The sequence below is a fragment of the Enterococcus sp. RIT-PI-f genome, assembly GCF_001297065.1.
GTDB lineage: Bacteria > Bacillota > Bacilli > Lactobacillales > Enterococcaceae > Enterococcus_D.
The window spans coordinates 199,586-218,789 of the sequence record NZ_LHOX01000015.1; the positions used below are offsets into that span (position 1 = coordinate 199,586).

At 43.8% G+C, this 19,204-nt stretch carries 20 protein-coding genes, 1 pseudogene, 1 riboswitch and 1 other annotated feature; of the genes and pseudogenes, 13 read left to right on the forward strand and 8 right to left on the reverse strand.

Annotation, left to right across the window (positions count from 1 at the left end; translation table 11 throughout):
• The first annotated feature begins 2 nt into the window (after window positions 1–2).
• Both AEQ18_RS07895 and AEQ18_RS07900 read left to right on the forward strand, forming a co-directional pair.
• Window positions 3–461, forward strand: a complete 459-nt coding sequence (locus AEQ18_RS07895) for a low molecular weight protein-tyrosine-phosphatase (RefSeq protein ID WP_054115788.1) — start codon at window positions 3–5, stop codon at window positions 459–461.
• Between the two features lie 105 nt (window positions 462–566).
• Window positions 567–959 carry a hypothetical protein gene (locus tag AEQ18_RS07900; RefSeq protein WP_054115789.1) on the forward strand — a complete coding sequence of 131 codons (393 nt, stop codon included), beginning with the start codon at window positions 567–569 and terminating at the stop codon, window positions 957–959.
• A 20-nt stretch (window positions 960–979) separates the two neighbouring features.
• On the opposite strand, the pseudogene AEQ18_RS07905 reads toward AEQ18_RS07900, so the two are convergent.
• From AEQ18_RS07905 to AEQ18_RS07935, 7 genes and pseudogenes are all read right to left on the reverse strand, one after another.
• Window positions 980–1,334 (reverse strand): annotated as a pseudogene (locus AEQ18_RS07905) (iron chaperone).
• Between the two features lie 189 nt (window positions 1,335–1,523).
• A complete protein-coding gene (locus AEQ18_RS07910) occupies window positions 1,524–2,051 on the reverse strand; it encodes a helix-turn-helix domain-containing protein (protein WP_054115790.1) in 528 nt (175 codons plus the stop codon).
• Window positions 2,052–2,326: 275 nt separating this feature from the next.
• Complete coding sequence (locus AEQ18_RS07915; protein ID WP_054115791.1) at window positions 2,327–3,832, reverse strand: helix-turn-helix domain-containing protein; 1,506 nt, start codon at window positions 3,830–3,832, stop codon at window positions 2,327–2,329.
• Between the two features lie 122 nt (window positions 3,833–3,954).
• Window positions 3,955–5,304, reverse strand: a complete 1,350-nt coding sequence (gene brnQ, locus AEQ18_RS07920) for a branched-chain amino acid transport system II carrier protein (protein ID WP_054115792.1) — start codon at window positions 5,302–5,304, stop codon at window positions 3,955–3,957.
• A gap of 204 nt (window positions 5,305–5,508) precedes the next feature.
• The gene (locus AEQ18_RS07925) at window positions 5,509–6,243 is read right to left on the reverse strand and encodes an amino acid ABC transporter ATP-binding protein (protein ID WP_054115793.1); all 735 of its coding nucleotides are present in this window, start codon (window positions 6,241–6,243) and stop codon (window positions 5,509–5,511) included.
• Window positions 6,244–6,254: 11 nt separating this feature from the next.
• Window positions 6,255–7,844: an ABC transporter permease subunit gene (locus AEQ18_RS07930; protein WP_054115794.1), complete on the reverse strand. Its 1,590-nt coding sequence runs from the start codon at window positions 7,842–7,844 to the stop codon at window positions 6,255–6,257.
• A gap of 115 nt (window positions 7,845–7,959) precedes the next feature.
• Window positions 7,960–8,132, reverse strand: a riboswitch (Lysine riboswitch).
• 142 nt (window positions 8,133–8,274) lie between these two features.
• Window positions 8,275–8,577, reverse strand: coding sequence for a hypothetical protein (locus AEQ18_RS07935; protein ID WP_054115795.1), 303 nt, complete (start codon window positions 8,575–8,577; stop codon window positions 8,275–8,277).
• Window positions 8,578–8,822: 245 nt separating this feature from the next.
• Between AEQ18_RS07935 and AEQ18_RS07940 the strand changes: the two genes are divergently transcribed.
• The 11 genes from AEQ18_RS07940 to AEQ18_RS07990 all read left to right on the forward strand — a co-directional run bounded on the left by AEQ18_RS07940 (window position 8,823) and on the right by AEQ18_RS07990 (window position 18,489).
• Window positions 8,823–9,488, forward strand: a complete 666-nt coding sequence (locus AEQ18_RS07940) for a nucleoside recognition domain-containing protein (RefSeq protein ID WP_152911899.1) — start codon at window positions 8,823–8,825, stop codon at window positions 9,486–9,488.
• Window positions 9,485–9,937: a YjiG family protein gene (locus AEQ18_RS07945; RefSeq protein WP_054115796.1), complete on the forward strand. Its 453-nt coding sequence runs from the start codon at window positions 9,485–9,487 to the stop codon at window positions 9,935–9,937. The genes AEQ18_RS07940 and AEQ18_RS07945 overlap by 4 nt, the downstream gene beginning before the upstream one ends.
• Window positions 9,938–9,973: 36 nt before the next feature.
• Window positions 9,974–11,104: a M20/M25/M40 family metallo-hydrolase gene (locus AEQ18_RS07950; protein WP_054115797.1), complete on the forward strand. Its 1,131-nt coding sequence runs from the start codon at window positions 9,974–9,976 to the stop codon at window positions 11,102–11,104.
• A gap of 214 nt (window positions 11,105–11,318) precedes the next feature.
• The gene (locus AEQ18_RS07955; protein ID WP_054115798.1) at window positions 11,319–12,005 is read left to right on the forward strand and encodes an NAD-dependent protein deacylase; all 687 of its coding nucleotides are present in this window, start codon (window positions 11,319–11,321) and stop codon (window positions 12,003–12,005) included.
• 56 nt (window positions 12,006–12,061) lie between these two features.
• Complete coding sequence (locus tag AEQ18_RS07960) at window positions 12,062–12,907, forward strand: chorismate mutase (protein ID WP_054115799.1); 846 nt, start codon at window positions 12,062–12,064, stop codon at window positions 12,905–12,907.
• A 3-nt stretch (window positions 12,908–12,910) separates the two neighbouring features.
• The gene (locus AEQ18_RS07965; protein ID WP_054115800.1) at window positions 12,911–13,429 is read left to right on the forward strand and encodes a transcription repressor NadR; all 519 of its coding nucleotides are present in this window, start codon (window positions 12,911–12,913) and stop codon (window positions 13,427–13,429) included.
• Between the two features lie 10 nt (window positions 13,430–13,439).
• Window positions 13,440–13,943: a cysteine hydrolase family protein gene (locus AEQ18_RS07970; protein ID WP_054115801.1), complete on the forward strand. Its 504-nt coding sequence runs from the start codon at window positions 13,440–13,442 to the stop codon at window positions 13,941–13,943.
• Between the two features lie 63 nt (window positions 13,944–14,006).
• Window positions 14,007–14,243: a binding site (T-box leader), on the forward strand.
• Between the two features lie 352 nt (window positions 14,244–14,595).
• On the forward strand, window positions 14,596–15,672 hold the full coding sequence (locus AEQ18_RS07975; RefSeq protein WP_054115802.1) for a methionine ABC transporter ATP-binding protein: 1,077 nt from the start codon (window positions 14,596–14,598) through the stop codon (window positions 15,670–15,672).
• Window positions 15,673–16,353, forward strand: a complete 681-nt coding sequence (locus AEQ18_RS07980) for a methionine ABC transporter permease (protein WP_054115803.1) — start codon at window positions 15,673–15,675, stop codon at window positions 16,351–16,353. It abuts the gene before it with no gap.
• Window positions 16,354–16,382: 29 nt separating this feature from the next.
• Window positions 16,383–17,225 (forward strand): MetQ/NlpA family ABC transporter substrate-binding protein, encoded by an 843-nt coding sequence (locus tag AEQ18_RS07985; protein ID WP_054115804.1) that lies wholly within the window; start codon window positions 16,383–16,385, stop codon window positions 17,223–17,225.
• Window positions 17,226–17,277: 52 nt separating this feature from the next.
• A complete protein-coding gene (locus tag AEQ18_RS07990; protein ID WP_054115805.1) occupies window positions 17,278–18,489 on the forward strand; it encodes a M20 family metallopeptidase in 1,212 nt (403 codons plus the stop codon).
• A 56-nt stretch (window positions 18,490–18,545) separates the two neighbouring features.
• Here the strand turns inward: AEQ18_RS07990 and def are convergent, their stop codons facing one another.
• Complete coding sequence (def, locus tag AEQ18_RS07995; RefSeq protein ID WP_054115806.1) at window positions 18,546–19,109, reverse strand: peptide deformylase; 564 nt, start codon at window positions 19,107–19,109, stop codon at window positions 18,546–18,548.
• Between the last annotated feature and the right edge of the window lie 95 nt (window positions 19,110–19,204).

The window sequence follows — 19,204 nt, forward strand, 5'->3', positions numbered from 1 at the left end:
CCATGACCAAAATACTTTTTGTTTGTTTAGGCAATATCTGTCGCTCACCAATGGCAGAAGCCTTATTCCAGGCAGAGATCAAAGCACAAGGATTAGACTGGCAAGTGGACTCTGCAGCAACGAGTTCGTGGGAAGCGGGCAACCCAGCCCATCCTGGTACGCGGCATTTGTTGGCACAAAAGGGCCTCAGCAGTGAAGGGTTGATTTCTCGTCAGGTGGCCGAGGCCGATTTTGAACGCTTTGATTGGATCATCGGAATGGATGACCAAAATGTTGCAGCATTACGGAAACAAGCACCAAAGCAATATAGAGACAAGATTCATGCGTATTTAAGTGTGGTCCCTGAGCAGCAAGAGACGGAGATTCCAGATCCTTATTATACAGGTGATTTTGAAGAAACTTATCGTTTGATCAAATTAGGCATGCCCTATTGGTTCGCAGCATTCGGGGAAGAAAAATAGCGATGTTCGCTCTTGTTTTTTTGCTTAAATTTGGTAAAATAAGGATAAGAGATGCGAACGTATGTGTGGCTTTTTGCCTCGGTATCGTGCAGAAAGGAAAGTCCAATGGAAAAGAAACCATCGCCTATCAAAAAATTAGGTAAACTCATTGTGATGACATCCACCACTTTACTGGATACGTTTTTCAGTGATGATGCAGACAAGAAGAACCAAACAGAGAAATTACGAGAAGTACGGCGTCTGCTGCAAGAGGCAGCAACTGCTAAGTATCTGGTGGTGCTGCAAGTCAAGGCAGAGAAATTAGGAGAATTTGAAACCGTTACCGGATGGATCGTAGGCAAGACGGTCGCGAAGGAACAAGTTGTGTTGAAGCTGCAAAACAATCGTCAGCAGTTGCGGATCATTCCGTTACATCAAATTTTAAAGGTCAGTACATTGAACACCAAGCCCAGTGCGAAAAAACGAATAGATAAGCAAGAAGAAGCGGTCAACGAATGACCGCTTCTTCTTTTGTGTATTTAGTTCTCCCCATGGGCCAATTGAACCACTGAGAGGCGCCACGCTGCCATATCTTTGATCAACGGATAAGGGATCTCTTGATCGAAAGGAAATTGAACAGCACCCTTGCTCGTCTTATAAGGTGCCAGCTCTTTTGAAAAATGCTGAATGGCATCAGGTGTAGGATAAAAACCTACATGTTTTTTTGCACAAGCGAAATGAACAAGATTTTCATGGTAATGGTAAGTAGGCATTTGATAGCTGATTTTCTCGATTGCTTAAGGCACTGCCTCTAGAATCGTTTGTCGGACTTTCATTAGAACAGCCTGATGCTGTGTAGGGGGCATTGGCGATATATTGATCTACAGTAGACATAACGGCACCTCTTTTTTATTTTAAGTATACGACAAAAAAAGGAGCCTGTCAGTGGGTGGCTGACAGGCTAGGAGTAAAAATGAAAAGTGTTAGTTAGGGTTGTTTGTTGGTATGTATATACTATACCTAGAAAATGTGAATTTTTTGTGGAGAAAAGATTGGGAAGTGTTTAAGAATCATCATTTTTTTTTACGAGATATCCAGTATTTTAATCCCAAAACGCCCTTTATTGGTTGTAGGCACGAAGAATTGCAGAGTATAGGTTCGATGACCGTTAGAGATGGCACGATACAAAGCTTCTATTTCTTTTTCAGCAGCATCTTTGGAAGGATAAAAGGCTAGTTGGACCGAATGCTCGCCCCAAAAGGTATGTTTATCGATGCCGCAAAGTAAAATGGTAGGTTCATCTGCTTTTGCTGCAAAAACTGGTGACAAAGTAAATTTGTAGAAAGCTGAAAGAGTCCCTGAGATGATACTGGTAACAAAGATATGGTCTAAAGAACTTTGGACTATAGCAGGTTGATTTTCGTTACCCAACAAATAGTCTGTAGAGACGTCGAAGTAATTTGCAATACGTGTCAAGTTTTTTAGATCTGGTTCCGCAGATCCTTTCTCATAGCGCGAGATAGCTTGCCTTGATATTGAGAGATATTCTGCAAGAACTGATTGAGAAAGTCCCTGTTTTTTCCGCAGTTCTTTTAGCCGTTCAGAAAACATGACGTACCTCCGTTGCTTTTCCTTCAATGATAAAAGAAATAGTCGTATCGCACAAGTGCAGTTTTGTTGCAAATGGGCACCTATCCGTTGCAATACTTGTTTACATCCTGTTTCAAACAAAAAAACACCCACCGGTGGGTGGCCGGTGGGAAGGAGTTAAAAATGAAAAAGTGTTAGTTAGGGTTGTTTGTTGGTATACATAAAGTATACGGCTTAAATATGAATATTTTGTGACAAAACCCTTTGAAAGTTCTTAAGAACCTGTGACGGTTCTGTTACAGTGATAGATTTTTTTCATCGAAATGATTCTTCAATGAACGATATAGATCGATATAGTGACGATCATCAGAGGCATAATCCCATAAATAACTTGCTGTATCAGGGTTCAATTTTTTCAATAATTGACTTGAGCCGACAACAACATCGTATTTTGCTTGATGATTTTGGTCATAAGGTTCCGCAGCCACAAAGGTTAAGTCGTGCAAGAATTGCGACAAGCCTTGTACCAATAAAAAGTTATCTTCTAACGCGATACCCACATACAAGCGATTAGCATAACGAATTTGATCATAAAATGGCAGAAGCGTATGGGTATACATGATCGCCATTTGTTCTTGATTGTCATCGTTTAAATAATCAACAGTTGCATCTTCGCGATAGTTGGTCAAAAAAGTGCTGATTTTGGCTTGTAGTTGTGCCTCAGCAGCCCCGCGATTGATCCTCGGGTTCAGCAAACGATAGATATTTGGAAATGGTTGTCTGAAAACATAATTGCCATAAGTCACGTTGATCAAGTTACCGATGATCAATGGTTCATCCAAGAGACTTGGTTGAGAGGCGAAGACAGTTTCTTTCATCTCTGCTAATAAGTCTTGTACTAATGGGTAGACAGGATTTTTCTTGTCTGCAAAAAAGTGTAATGTTTGTTGTAAAGCAGGCTCATCTGTCGATAGATAGAAAGGAAACATTTGCGCGAGTAAATAAATAAATCCAGATTCGCCTTTAAGTTGTTTGTCAGTTAACGCGAAACGATCATCGATAAAGGCTTTTAATCGGTCGAAATCTAAATAGCGGTTGTTTTTCATCAAGAAGTTATAGCGTTTGTCATATTTTGTATAATTTTCTTTTTTGATGCGCAATAAGACCAAAGCAGCAAAATATTTTAATTCTAAACGACCCAAATAGGAATGCGTCATTGGGAAATATTCACTGAATTCATCCACAAACGCTTCGGCATCCGCTTCCGGAAGGGCAAAAGGCCATTCAATACCTCTTACACCTAACCAAATGATATTGAACAATGACAGACGAACCAAACGTTCATCCCCTACCAAATTCGATTCGGTATAGGTAAAGCGTAGTTGGAATTGTTTTAAATGATTTTTTAGTTTTTCAAATTTTCGGGAAACTGTGGAGCGGCTGACATCATATTTTTCGCAAAAATCAGTGATCGTAGGATCTTCTTCATTCAGCATATAAAGAACGTATAAAAACGGCACGCTTTTATTTAATAAATAGAAGCGATACTCATCGATCGTTACCGCGATATTCTGGGGCTGCAGTTTGCCACCGCGGCCGAGTATCGACATGTGATCTGGAGTTAACTCATTCAGATCTTGGTCGATCTCAGTCAACTCGATGAAAGCTTGTTGGTAGCTCAACTCCATTTCCTTCGCCAATTGGGCAATCGGGTGGCTAGGGTGTTGTAAAGTCAGCATACGCCGGAATATTTTAAATTTGATTAATGTTTGCGGATCCATCATAAGTTCTTCGTAAAACATAAGTATCCTCCTTTATTGGCTCTATTGTATCGTTTTTTTTCCCACCTGTCAGTCTTTTATGCAAAAAAGTATCCTACCTTTTAAGAAAAAGTAGGATATTTTTGCATATTTTAGCTGATTTTTTACTTGACGGGGTATTTTTTGAACCATGTCCAACATAACCCAATGATAAATCCGATGATTGCTGGAGTGACCCAACCCATACCAATTTGGAAAAATGGCAAATAGTTTTCAGCGAAACGCAGAATCGCTTGGACGAAAGCAGTGTCTTTGATCAATGCTGGGCAAGCATTCAATCCGTCGATGATCGCTGCGATCAGTGTGAAGTAAGTCGTCATGCGATACACGCTGGCACGATGACCAAACAAGGGGCTAATGATCGCCAAAAGGATCAATGTGATCGCCAAGGGATAGATAAACATCAACACAGGCGTTGAAAATTCAATGATTTTGGTCAAGCCAACATTGGCAAAGATCGCTGGCAAAATACTCGTCAATCCGATAAAGAAGGCGTAGCTTTGATTGGGAAACAGCCCGGCAAAGGTTTCTGAGAATGCTGTGATCAAGCCGATGGCTGTTTTTAAACAGGCTAAGATCACGATCAAAGCCAACAATAGGCTGCCTAAAGTGCCGAGATAATGGTTGGCGATCTGGGCTAAAGCGATCCCCCCGTTTTCGCTGATAGGGAATTGTCCGATACTCATTGCCCCCATATATGAAAGCAGCGTGTAGATGATTCCCATCAAGACGATACTCACTGATCCGGATAAAATGGTATCTTTCGCGACGGTGGCAGGCTTTTCAACGCCCATATTGCGAATCGTTGAGACGATGATGATGCCGAATGCCAAAGAAGCGAGGGCGTCCAGGGTATTGTATCCATTGGTAAACCCAGTAAAGAAAGCATCACTTTGATAATTGGCTTGCACCGCAATCTCACTGGTTGCCCCCAGCGGATTCAAGAAAGCAAACAACAGCAGCACCCCTAGCAAGACCAAGAACAGAGGGTTCAAAAACTTGCCGACATAATCTAATATTTTGCTCGGTTTACGTGAAAACCACCAAGCAGCGCCGAAAAACAAGCAAGAAAATAAGGCGAGCAGCAGTGTGTTCAGGCTGTCAGACACATGAGGTGCCAAGCCAATCTCGTAGGAAGTGGTGGCCAGACGCGGCAATGCAAAAAATGGCCCGATCACCAAATACAGCAACACGGTGAAGATCATTGCATAACGGCGATTGACCCGGGCGGCCAATTCAAAGACCCCGCTGCTTTGAGAAAGTCCAATGGCGATTACCCCTAAGAAAGGCAATCCGATCCCGGTGGCCAAAAAACCGAGATTGGCCAATCCGACATTTGCTCCAGCTTCTTGTCCCATGTGGACAGGGAAAATCAGATTTCCAGCACCAAAAAACAGCCCAAATAACATTGAGCCAACATAAAGATAATCTTTCAAACGCAATTTCTTTTCCATAAATCAAAGACTCCTATAATTCCATAGTTTTAAAAAAAGTAACAAAAAATGACATGAAATGCAATAGTTTTTAGTGAAAAATGCCTAAAAATCAGCTTGCTTCATACAGCAGCAAATAAAAAAAGAACGCAGTGTCCGCTCAAAACCCTTGCTGGATACAATCACAAGGCCATTCAAGCGGTGTGCATTCTTTAAGCTGCTCTTTTAATTAAGTACCCGTGAAAGGAACTCTTTGGTACGTTGTTCTTGCGGATGGACAAAAATGTCTTCCGGTGTGCCTTGTTCTGCGATGACCCCTTTATCCATGAAAATCACACGGTCAGATACCTCTTTGGCAAAACCCATTTCATGGGTCACGATCACCATCGTCAGTCCTGTATGGGCCAAGGTATTCATTGTTTTCAAGACTTCGCCGACCATTTCGGGATCAAGCGCTGAAGTCGGTTCATCAAACAACATGACATCTGGATTCATCGACAGTGCTCTGGCAATGGCCACCCGTTGTTTTTGTCCGCCGGACAGTTGAGAAGGTTTTGCGTTGCTATATTGCGCCATGCCGACTTTCTCAAGGTTTTCTTTGGCAATCGCTTCGGCTTCTTTGCGTTCACGTTTGAGGACGGTGATTTGACCAGTCACACAATTTTCTAAAACATTCATATTATTGAATAGGTTGAATGATTGGAACACCATCCCTAAATGGGTGCGGTATTTCGGCAGATCATACCCTTTTTCCAACACATTTTCTCCGAGATAGACAATTTCACCACTGGTGGGTTTTTCTAATAAATTGATACAGCGAAGCAAGGTTGATTTTCCTGAGCCGGAAGAACCAATGATCGTCACGACTTCACCTTTGTTGACAGACAAACTAATATCTTTTAGGACTTCGTTGTCGCCAAAACTTTTTTTCAAACGGTTGATTTCAATGATTGCTGACATGTTCTTCCTCCTTATTCATTTGGGTTGATGTCTTCCAATTTTACATAAGCGCTAGGGCCATCCATTTTACGCTCTACAAAACGTAAAATCTGTGTCGCACTGACAGTCAGGACCAGATAGATGACACCGATGATCGCAAATGTTTGGAAATATTGGAAGTTCGTTCCGGCAGCAGAGGTTCCTTGAAAGAACAGATCGGCTACACTAATGACACTCAAAACAGCTGTATCTTTGATATTGATGATGATTTCATTTCCTGTCGCTGGCAAGATATTGCGCATGACTTGCGGTAAAACGACTTTGATCATGGTTTGCCAGTGGGTCATTCCGATTGCTTGAGCCGCTTCAAACTGGCCATCATCAACGGCGAAGATCCCGCCGCGCACAATTTCAGACATATAGGCTCCAGTATTGATCGACACGATCAATAAGGCTGCTATTGTCCGATTCATCGATACACCGAAAGCCAATGCCGTCCCATAGAAGATGACCATCGCTTGCACCATCATTGGTGTACCGCGAAAGACTTCGATATAAATCGTCAATAAACCATTGACGACACGCTGGAAGAAACGGCTGACGGGGTTTTCAGATAATGGCAATGTACGGAAGACACCGACCAGTAAACCAATCAGCAAGCCAATGGCTGTTGATACGATGGCGATGAACAAGGTCAGTCCGGCACCGCGCAAGAACAACATCCCATAATCATCAATGATTTTTTTGAAATCTGCGATCAGTCCTTGATCAGCGGTTTCGCCACTGGCATCTGCTGGTTGTTGAATGATCGCTTGATCCATCAAATCGGTCCGTTCTTCTTGAGAGATACCAGCTAAAATTTGATTGACAGCGGCAACGTCGCTATCGCCTTTACGCATACCTACAGCGACTTGCACGTCTTCAGGATTGGTTTCAAATCCTGCGCCATCTGCAAATTCGATCATCTCTAAATCTGGATTGGCACCGACAGCTGTGACACCTTCTGGACGTTCACTGACATACCCATCAATGATACCAGAAGCCAATGCCACCCGCATGGAAGAAAAATCACGCATGGCTTGTTCCTTGTCGACATCAGGGATCTGATCGATCACGGTATAATGGAAGGTATTTAATTGCGCTGTGATTTTTGCGCCAGATAAATCTGCCAAACTTTTGGCATCTGCGAAGTCACCATCTTTACGTACAACGACCACTAGGTCTGATTCATAGTAAGGATCGGTGAAGTCGATTTGTTCCCGACGTTCTGCTGTGGGCGACATCCCGGCGATCACGGCATCGATCGTTCCAGATTGCAAGGCTGGCGCCAAACCATCCCATTGGGTTTTGACGATCACCAACTCTTTGCCTAGACCCTCTGCAATCTTTTTGGCGATTTGGACGTCGTAGCCGCCAGCAAAAGCTGAACCTTCTTCTCCTGAGATGGGTACGGCACCGTTGGCATCCGTCGTTTGGGTCCAGTTGAAAGGGGCATAGCCAGCTTCCATGCCAACCCGGAATTGATCAGGGGGTGTTTGTTCATCCGCGGCCACAGGTGAAGTCCATTGACCGAACGACAAACAGAGGGCGAATAAGGCCCAAATCCAATAATGTTTTTTCATTTTTCTCTTTCCTTTCACGAGCAAAACAGGCAGGCATGGGTGAAAAAGCACAAAAAACAGCCGTACTCCATGATTGGAAAACGGCTGTGGACAGGTTTTTGTCGACAAACCTTTCACAAAACATAGCGCAACTTAGCGAAGCTAAGACAGTCCGCAAATTATTCATTTGCGGCCCAACAGAGTGATTCTAGCAAAACCAACTTTGTTTCGGCGATATTCCCTAGCTCTGCTGTTAACGTGTTGCTGCACTCAGCAGGATTAATGAACCTCGCGACCTCTACCTAAATGTTAAAGGGGACTCGTATTTAATTTGATTCTTATCAGAGTTTAGAAGAATTTCTAGCGAATGTCAATTCTTTTTAACAAAAAAACGACCATTATCTTTCTCAATCAGAAAGTAGGGCCGTCTTTGTGTGTATCGATTCATCGATTATGCAACTTTCGCTTTTGGTTCACGGCCCAAAACAGCTTGGATCACTGTGAGTCCCAACAATAGACCAAGCGCTAAGTAAATCAAGCTTGAATATTGTGTGACGCCCCAATCTTGGCCTAATGAACGATAGACCACAAGCACGATGGCTTGAATAATAGCTGTAATGACATTTAATAAACCAAAGGCCCATAGATTTCCATTTTCTTTACGTGCCAAATAGAAAATAGAGAAGTATAAGCTGACTGCTAACCAACCAAAACTAATGATGATCATTGCCCAATAAATAAGAAATGCTACCAATGTATTTCACCTCACTTTAATTCGTGAATAGTTTACCATGTTTTAGCAAAAAAGTCATGAAAGATTCAACTTGAAAAATGTTTTACTGCATCATGCAGCGGATCAATAAAAAAATCAATGGCAACGAACAATCAAGAGGAAGAATGAAAATATTACCCAAAAAATATTTTTGATATATTGGTCAGTTATGTTAAAATAATTTTGATCAATTGATTAAAAATACGTTATTTTATTGGAGGCGCAAATTGGAAACGAAAGTACGATGGACAGGATACGCAGCACTCATTCTTATTTTTCTATTTTTTTCCGGACTTTTTACAGCAAGCGAAGGTCCTTTACAAGCGTTGGATTTTAACAATATTGTTGGTGAATTTGGTGTGTTGGGGGACTTAGGCGAAGGGGATGGCGTCCTTGCAAGTTCCTTCAGAGGCATCGATGGAACGGGGGTTCGAGATGGCTTTCTCTTTGCCTTATCGTTGGTACCGGCAGTCATGTTCTCGCTTGGGATCATCAAAATCGTGGAGTACTTTGATGGATTGAATGCGGCAGAACATTTATTGAGTCCTTTGTTACGCCCGTTGTTAGGCATCCCAGGTTCTTCAGGGATTGCTTTGGTCGCAAGTCTGCAATCTGCCGACGCGGGTGCTTCGATGATGAAGCAGATGTCCGAGGAGAATCGCTTGGATGCACAGGAAAAAATCATTTTTTGCGCGTTTCAGTTTTCAGCTGGCGCCGCGCTGACCAATTTTCTGGGAAGTGGGGCAGCACTGTTTCCTTTTTTAGGGAACGTGCCGATTTTGGTTCCTTTGTTGGTGATTTTCTTTTATAAAATTCTAGGTGCTAATTTGATGCGTTTGTATCTGAACAGATTTCCCATCAATGGATCGCCAGAAGGAGAGGTGCAGATATGAAAAAAGGTTCAGTGATTGATGCATTTGTCGAAGGCGCACGGAATGGTTTTCAGATTGCCGTTCATTCGACGATCCCGAATATTATTTTTGCTTTTGCGTTGATTCAGGTACTGGAATTAACTGGGGCATTGGTCTTGATCGGCCAGCTTTTCCGTCCTGTGATGGTGATATTTGGCTTGCCGGGGGTTGCGGCGACTGTTTTGATGGGTGCTTGGTTGTCCATGGGCGGCGGCGTTGGGATTGCAGCTGGCCTGATTGCAGCCGGAGAACTGACGGGAGCGGAAGCGACGATTTTGTTGCCGGCGATTTATTTGATTGGCTCACAAGTCCAATATTTGGGTCGTATTCTAGGTACCGCAGCATTGCCAACGAAGTATAATCTCCACATGTTTTTGATTTCATTGATCAACGCGGCGTTGGCCATGCTGACCATGCGCTTGTTTGTATAATATCTAGTGATAGACCAGACAAAAGGAGGATTTGACATGGATCAAGAAAGATTGTTCACCACGTTTTGCACATTGGTACAAATCGATTCGGAATCAGGACAAGAAAGAAACGTTGCCGACTATCTGCTGCACACATTGAAAGAATTGGCGATCGAGGTGTTTGAAGATGATAGTCAACCAATCACAGGGTTAGGGTCAGGCAATCTGCTGGCCTTTCTACCGGGAAATATCCCCGATGCTGAACCATTATTGCTGAATGCCCATATCGACACGGTGAGCCCGGGGAAAAGTATTCAACCACAATGTATCGATGGTGTGATTTCGTCAAAAGGCGCAACCATCCTAGGGGCGGACGACAAAGCGGGTGTTGCCGCAATTTTAGAAACAGTACGGACGATTCAGGAACAAAAGATCCCTCATGGGGACGTGCAACTAATCTTTACTGTTGGAGAAGAAGTTGGTTTGCTGGGGGCCAAAGCAATCGATCCAGCGCATCTCAGAGCGCAAATCGGTTATGCATTAGATACCGGGGGAGCTGTTGGCGGGATGAAGACCGCTGCACCAGGCGCGGCAGAGATCAAAGCAACGGTGAATGGCATCACAGCTCATGCCGGTGTCGCACCGGAAAAAGGTGTATCAGCAATCGAAATAGCTGCTAAAGCGGTGGCAAAAATGACATTGGGAAGAATCGATGGCGAAACCACCGCCAACATAGGCACCTTTATGGCTACTGGTCCGACGAATGTGGTAGCAGAGCATGTAGAGATCATCGGAGAAGTCCGTTCTTTTGATCAAGAGAAATTGGCGCACCAAGTGGATGAGATGTTGACCATTTTGGAAGAAACGGCTGCGAGCATGGGTGGGAAAGTCCAAGCAGAAGCCAAGGTGAATTTTTCGAGTATTCAACTTTCTGACGACTGCAAAGCTGTCCGCATGGCCGCCGCTGCTGCTGCCAAAATAGGACGGACGTACCAATCATTTGCAGCTGGCGGCGGCAGCGATGCCAATATCTTCAATGGCTTAGGTGTTGAAATGGGTGTGCTTGCCTGCGGCTATGAAGACATTCATACAATCGATGAAAAAATGCCAATCGAAGAATTGCAGCAATTGGTGTCCATGACGATTGCACTTGTCCAAGAAGCAGCCCAGACAGCCACTGCTAACTAATAGTTGTATGACATATTTTTTTACGCCTCAGCAACGACCGCAATGTCGATTGCTGAGGCGTTTTTTTGTGCAGCATCGTAAGGGAAAACTACTGCGGGATACAGTCCTAGTCATCGTTAGATAATTGGCAAAAGCTAGTGATTATGCGGCGCAAAATGGTATACTAGATACCATAATAACCAACCTGAAAATATTGGAAGAAAGAAGGGAAACCATGGATAGCCAAACTGCTGCCAAACTGATTCGAGAAGCCAAGAGCTGTACTTTTTTGACTGGTGCAGGGGTTTCAACGCCTTCTGGCATTCCTGATTATCGCTCGCTAAAAGGCGTTTATCATGGGATTCAGCAACCCGAGTATTTATTGAGCCATACCTGTATGGTCAATGAACCGGACACCTTTTATCAATTTGTTCAACACTTGTATCATCCTCATGCCAAGCCCAATGTGATTCATCGAACCATCGCAGCGCTTGAAACGTCACGGCCTGTCTGGACGGTATCGCAAAATATTGATGGCCTTCACAAAAAAGCTGGCAGCCATCATTGCATCGATTTTCACGGTAGTCTTTACCGTTGTTATTGCCGGAAATGCGGCCAAACTGTCCCATGGGAAACCTATTTGACAGATTGGCATCATTCAGCATGCGGTGGCCAAATTCGCCCGGATATCGTGCTTTACGAAGAAGGGTTCGCAGATGACCAGATTGAAGCGGCGATTTCTGCTGTAACACAAGCCGAATTGCTGGTTGTCGTAGGTACGTCATTGCAAGTGTATCCCTTTGCCGGTTTGATCCAGTACCAGCAAACACCGTCAGTGTTGGTGATCAACCAAACCCCAGTAGCGGGTATCACAGCTGAGCAAGTATTGGCGCGCGGTGAAGACATCTTTGCTTTAGTTTAAAATAGAAGAATAACGCGCCGTTAATGAAAAAAACGGCACATAACGGAGGAGAAACAATGACAGAACGGACAGAAAAAGAAAAAATGATTGCTGGTGAATTGTATTTCGCACCAGATCCAGAATTGACTGCAGATCGAAAATATGCCCGGGAACAAATGGCGTTGATCAATCAAGAAACCGATGAAAAAATCAAAGAACAGCTATTGAAAGAAACCTTTGGTACGGTCAGCGGAAGGATTTACATCGAACCGAATGTGCGTTTCGATTACGGCTATAACATTTCTGTTGGCAAAAACTTTTATGCCAATTATGATTGTATTTTGCTAGATGTTTGTCCAATCACGATCGGCGATAATTGTATGCTGGCACCCAATGTCCGTTTGTTTACTGCCACCCACCCACTGCATCCGGTCAAACGCAATAGCGGTCTTGAATTAGGTGCACCCATCGTGATTGGCGACAATGTCTGGATCGGGGGGGCCGCAACGATTGTCCCTGGCGTGCGCTTAGGCAACAATGTCGTTGTCGGGGCAGGAAGTGTTGTCACCAAATCATTTCCTGACAATGTGGTGATCGCAGGCAATCCGGCCCGCGTGATCAAAACAATCGATATGAATGAAGCAGAATCCGCAGATCCATTGCAGCCTTTACGGGAAGAAATCGATCAAATCGATGGGCAGATCACCCACTTGTTAGAAAAACGCATGACAACGGTCAATGAGATCGCCCAAGTCAAAAAATCAAGCCAAATGCCGGTCTTAGATGAAAATCGTGAAGCCAAAGTGTTAGACAATATCCGTCAATCTGTATCAAATAAAGCCTTTGAAGAAACAATCGTTGCTTCATTTGAATCGATCATGGCGCATTCAAGAGCGTATCAAAATCAACGACTGGAGGATTAAGCAATGGATGGGACAACGAGACGCACCCAAATCTTAGCCGCTTTGCAAGCAGCCGATAAAGCAATCAGTGCCAGTAAATTGGCAGATGCACTAGGTGTGAGCCGACAAATCATTGTTGGAGATATTGCCTTGATGCGGGCGGCTGGAGAAGAGATCGTCGCTACTGCAAGAGGATATCGGCTACAAGCACTGATGGCTGCTGAGGGCAATGCCACCAAAATCGCCGTTCAGCATACACCGGCACAAACAGAAGCGGAACTGAATATTTTTGTTGCTTGCCACCTGGAAGTGTTAGATGTGGTGGTAGAACATGATATATATGGAGAGTTGACAGGGAGTCTGCGCATTCAAACAGCGCAAGATGTAGCGGACTTTATGGCAAGGAGTCAGCACGCTGAAGCGCGATTATTGTCAGACTTGACCAACGGCATCCACCTGCATACGCTGCGCTATCAAGATGCAGCGGACTTGGTCAAAGCCAAAGCATTATTGGCAGAACAAGGTATGCTCTATCAAAATTAGGAGTGATCATATGGAAGATGTATTACTGGTGATTGATCTGCAGAATGGTGTGTGCAATGAAAATGGCGCAACGATTGATCATCTGGAAGAACTGATTGCTTTTACCAATCAGCGTATTGATAGGTATCGGGCAGCTGCACATCCCATTATATTTGTACAGCACGAAGATGAGGCATTGATTTATGGAGAACCATCGTGGCAATTGTATCCTGAACTGCATCAAGAAAAAAGTGATAAATATGTTCGGAAAACACATGCCAATAGTTTTTTTCAAACCAATCTACAATCGATTTTGATTGATTTGGGTGTTGGGTCGATTGAATTTGCAGGGGCGCAAACAGAGTATTGCATGGACGGAACGATCAAGTTTGCCCATGGTTTGGGCTATAAAAACAGCCTGTATAGCTATGCAACGAGTACGTATCCCAGCAATGGATTGTCGGCACCGGCAATCATCGACTGGTATGAAGGAATCTGGCAAGGACGCTATGCCCGCATATTGCCGCAACCATAAAAAATGATTTTTTGTGTTGACAAGGAGCATATTTTCCAGTAAAGTACATGACAACAAGAATAAATAGATCCGATGATAAGGAAAGTAAACGACGAAACTTTAAAGAGAGACTCTGTTTGGTGGAAAGAGTTAAGTCAGAAGCGTTGAACAATGGCCTTGGAGGATTGATTGTCGATAAGTAGGCAATCACGGACAGCTCGACCGATACCGCGAGCGCCAATCTCTGTGCAGACAGATGTTGGGTCAAGGGAAAGGCAACTTTCCGAACAAAAGGTGGTACCGCGAACTTTCGTCCTTTTATTAGCTTAGGCTGATAAAAGGATTTTTTTGTACAAAAAAATAGTATCAAACACGATGAATTGGTAAGTATATACGGCAGTTTTTTTCAAAAGAGAGCTTCGGCAGCTGAAAAGAAGCAAAAAAACACGGATAGAAAATGGCCAAGGAGTGATTCGTTCCGAGCAGATATCTGCAAGGCGGCGACGGCAGCGACCGTTATCTCGCTAGAGTATGTAGGTACTTGAAAAGGAGTCTTGTGTGAGCAAGGCTTGAAAAGAGGTGGTAACACGCAAAAAGCGTCCTCAAGCAAATCAATCATTGGTTTGCTTGAGGACGCTTTTTGCGTAGTTGAAGAAAATAAAGGAGGAAGTACATGATTTCTTTAAAAGATATATCAGTCACATTCAATCAACCAAAAAAAACTGCGATCCAAGCAGTCAAACAAGTGTCATTAGAAGTCGATAAAGGAGATGTCTACGGCATTGTTGGTTATTCAGGGGCCGGTAAAAGTACGTTGGTACGGGTGATCAATCTCTTGCAACGCCCAACGCAAGGGCAAGTCGTTGTGGATGGCACAGATTTGACGGCATTATCGGCAAAAGCTTTACGCGAGAAAAGAAAAACGATCGGGATGATCTTTCAGCACTTCAACTTGATGAACAGTCGCAATGTTTTTGACAACGTGGATTTCTCCCTGAAATATGCGGGCAGATCCAAACAGGAACGTCGTCAAAAAGTGACAGATTTATTGGCGCTTGTTGGATTGGAAGAAAAAGCCGAGGCGTTTCCCAGTCAATTATCTGGGGGGCAAAAACAGCGGGTCGCCATTGCGAGAGCATTAGCCAACGATCCGCAGATTTTGCTCTGTGATGAAGCTACTAGCGCATTGGATCCCAAAACCACTTTGCAGATCTTAGCTTTGCTCAAAAAGCTGAATCGCAAGTTAGGATTGACGATCGTGATCATCACGCATGAAATGCAAGTCGTCAAAGAAATCTGCAACAAAGTCGCAGTTATGGAAGATGGCGAGGTCATCGAACAAGGGTCTAGTATTCAAATCTTCAGCAAGCCGGAAAAACCGTTGACCAAAGATTTTATTCGGACAGCCACACATATTGATCAAGCCTTAGAAACGATTTTAGGCAGCACCAAATTTTCTGCGTTGGCACCAAATGAATGGTTGGTTGAGCTTTCTTATGTTGGCGATCAGACCAACGAACCGCTGATAGCGCAATTGTATAGCCGCTACAAAGTGACGACCAATATCTTGTATGGCAACGTCGAGATTTTACAAGAGGTGCCGATCGGCAGTTTGATCGTTAGTCTATCCGGAGAGTATCAACAACGGAAACGGGCATTGGCTTATTTGAAAGAACAAGGTGTGTATACCAACATCATCAAAGAAAATCATGCAGAACCATTAAACAATGTGATTGAGGGAGGGTTTTAAATGGGGGCTTTATTTGAACGATATTTTCCCAATGTAGTGGCCATTTCAGATGAGTTTGTCGCTGCCACGATCCAGACGCTCTACATGACGTTTTGGACAGCATTGATCGCCGGCATTCTGGGCATCTTATTGGGAATCGTCTTAGTGGTGACTAGACCAGGCGGTATTTTAGAAAATCGTGGGTTGTTTGAACTTTTGGATAAAGTGATCAACATCGTACGTTCGATTCCATTTATCATATTACTGGCATTATTGGGTACGTTCACCCGTTTGATCGTGGGGACGACGATAGGTGAAACAGCTGCGTTGGTGCCGTTGATTGCTGGAATCATTCCCTTTTTTGCACGTCAGATCGAGATTGCTTTATTGGAAGTCGATCCAGGCGTTGTTGAAGCAGCTGAAGCGATGGGTACGAGTCCGATCGGCATTATATTTAGAGTGTATTTACCAGAAGGATTGGCGGGCATCATTCGCGTTTCTGCACTGACGATTATCAATGTCATTGGTTTGACGGCAATGGCTGGTGCTGTTGGTGCCGGCGGGTTAGGCAATCTCGCCATCACGCGTGGCTACAATCGATTCCAAAGTGATGTGACCATTATGGCGACATTGATTATCTTGGTCTTGGTCTTCATCAGTCAATTTATCAGCAATCTTTTGGTCAAACGCGTATCTCATTAAAAAATAGCGAAAACTTGGAGGAATAAAAAATGAAAAAATGGATTCAAACAGTTGTGTTAGGGGCAGCATTATTATTGATTAGCGGGTGCGGTAACAGCAGCAGCGCTTCAACGGATAGTTCACAAGAAGAAGTAACTGTTAAATTAGGCTTGATTGGTGCGGATACGGACGTTTGGGATAGTGTCAAAGAACGCTTGAAAGAAGAAGGCATCAATTTAGAGTATGTTCAATTTTCGGATTACAACCAACCGAATCAAGCTTTAGCTGATGGATCCATCGATATCAATGCGTTCCAACATCAGTTTTTCTTGGACAATTATAACGAAGAGTTTGGGACTGATCTGGTATCGATCGGGAATACGGTCAATGCGCCTTTAGGCATCTACTCTGATAAAATCACTGATGTCAAAGATTTGGCGGAAGGAGCGAAAGTTGCGATCCCTAATGATGTCACGAATGGTGGTCGGGCATTATTGCTGTTGCAAACAGCAGGTTTGATCAAAGTCGATGAAGCCGCAGGACAAACACCAACAGTGGCAGATATCACTGAAAATGACTTGCAATTGGATATTTCGGAATTAGATGCTGCGCAAACCGCAAGAGCATTGTCAGATGTTGATATTTCTGTGATCAATAGCGGAATGGCTGTAGATGCGGGCTTTGTACCAACAGAAGACGCGATTTTCCTAGAACCAGTGGATGAAACCGCTCGTCCTTATGTAAATATTATTGCTGCCCGCAAAGAAGACGAAGACAACGAAATCTATCAAAAAGTTGTGGCCGCTTATCAAACAGATGAAACCAAGAAAGTGATCGAAGAAACATCGAAAGGGTCAAGTGTTCCTGCATGGGAAACGTTTGGTGCAAAATAGGCTACTGACAAACTAAAATAAAATCAATCAGCATGTAGAGGAGAGAATAGAGATGACGACTGCAACTACAACTAAAAATTCTACCATCAAAGCATTTATTGAAGAAAGATTACCTGAATACCAAGCATTGGCGCTGGATATTCATGCCCATCCCGAAGTCAGCAATTATGAATTTTATTCATCGGATGCATTGATCGCGCAACTTGAAAAAGAAGGCTTTCATGTCAAAAAAGATGTCGCTGGCCATCGAACAGGTTTTGATGCGCGTTATCAAAGCGGCAAACCTGGTCCCGTGATTGCGTTTCTTGCTGAATTTGATGCCTTGCCTGGTATCGGCCATGCGTGCGGTCATAACTTATTCGGTACGTATTCTGTCTTAGCGGCGAGTGCACTGCAATCTTTTGTTGATGAAATCGGTGGCGAGATTCGCGTCTATGGTACCCCAGGTGAAGAAGGTGGCGAGAACGGTTCAGCTAAAGGCAGCTTCGTCCGTGAAGGGTTCTTTGATGATGTAGATGCAGCATTGTGCGTACACCCCGCCCACCGCTATGGCGCAACAACGGCTTCTTTAGCCAATGATCCTGTTGATATCAAATTCTATGGCCGCGCTTCTCATGCCGCCGCAGCCCCAGAAAAAGGCATCAATGCTTTAGAAGCGCTGATCCAAGTCTTCAACGGAATCAATGGTCTACGCTTGCATTTGCCAAAGGATGTCAACATCCATGGTGTGATCACCGATGGTGGCGTTGCAGCCAATGTCGTGCCTGAATATGCAGCGGGTCGCTTTTATTTGCGGGCCAGCAACCGTGCGACCTTAAATGACGTCTATGAGAAAGTTGAGAATATTGTCAAAGGGGCAGCATTAGCTACTGGTGCAACGTATGATTTTGGCTTATTCCAAAATTCTGTAGATGATGTGATCGTTACGCCAAGTTTCGATGCGCTGTTCTTTGCCCATGCCGCAGACGCTGGAGTACCGGAAAATGAGATTGACACAGAAGCGAAAACCAGTTTAGGCTCTTCTGATGTCGGCAATGTCAGCCAAGTGATCCCAACGATCCAACCGACTGTTTCGATCTCAGACCCATACATTGCTGGACACTCAGAAGAATTCAAAGCAGCTGCCAAAAGCGACAAGGGACTACAATCCATCGCTATTGCCGCAGAATTACTGGCACTGACAGCACTGGATTTATTCCAACAGCCAGAATTATTGGTCAAAATCAAAGCAGACCATCAAGTGCGTTTAGCGAAAGGAAATTAACATAAGCAAGACAAAAAACCGCACCCTTCTCAAAGGTGCGGTTTTTTGTCTTGCAGCTAATCAATCACTAAGATACCTTCTTTTAATGAGAAAGGATTCTTTTCGTTGATATGATCGTAGAACATGACGCCATTCAAATGATCGATCTCATGTTGGATCACAATGGCTGGATAGTTCTTCAGGCGAACTTTTTGCTTCTTACCGTTGATATCGTAGTAACTAATGGTGATGCGTGCGTGGCGCACGACATAGCCAGGCACTTCGCGGTCCACTGAAAGACAGCCTTCCCCTTCACCTAAACAAGCTTCTTGGACCGAGTGGCTCAAGATCTTAGGATTGTAAAGGACATCTTTAAACTCTGGCTCAGGGTTCTCAGGATCACTGCTAGGAACCAAAACTGCTGTGATACGTTTTGAAATATCTAACTGTGGGGCAGCCAGCCCAACACCGCCGCGCAGTTCAAGTTCTTCTGCTTTGACAGGATCTTGGCTGTTCTCTAAAAATGTCATCATGTCTTTTCCTAATGCGATATCTTCATCGCTTAATGGAAAAGGTACTTCTTTGGCTACTTCGCGTAAAGTCGGATTGCCTTCGCGAATGATATCATCCATTGTAATCATTGATGATGTGACTCCTCCTACTATGTAAAAAATACGAATATCAAATATTCATTCCTTATAAAGTGTACCACAACTGTTAAATTATCGTCATAAGA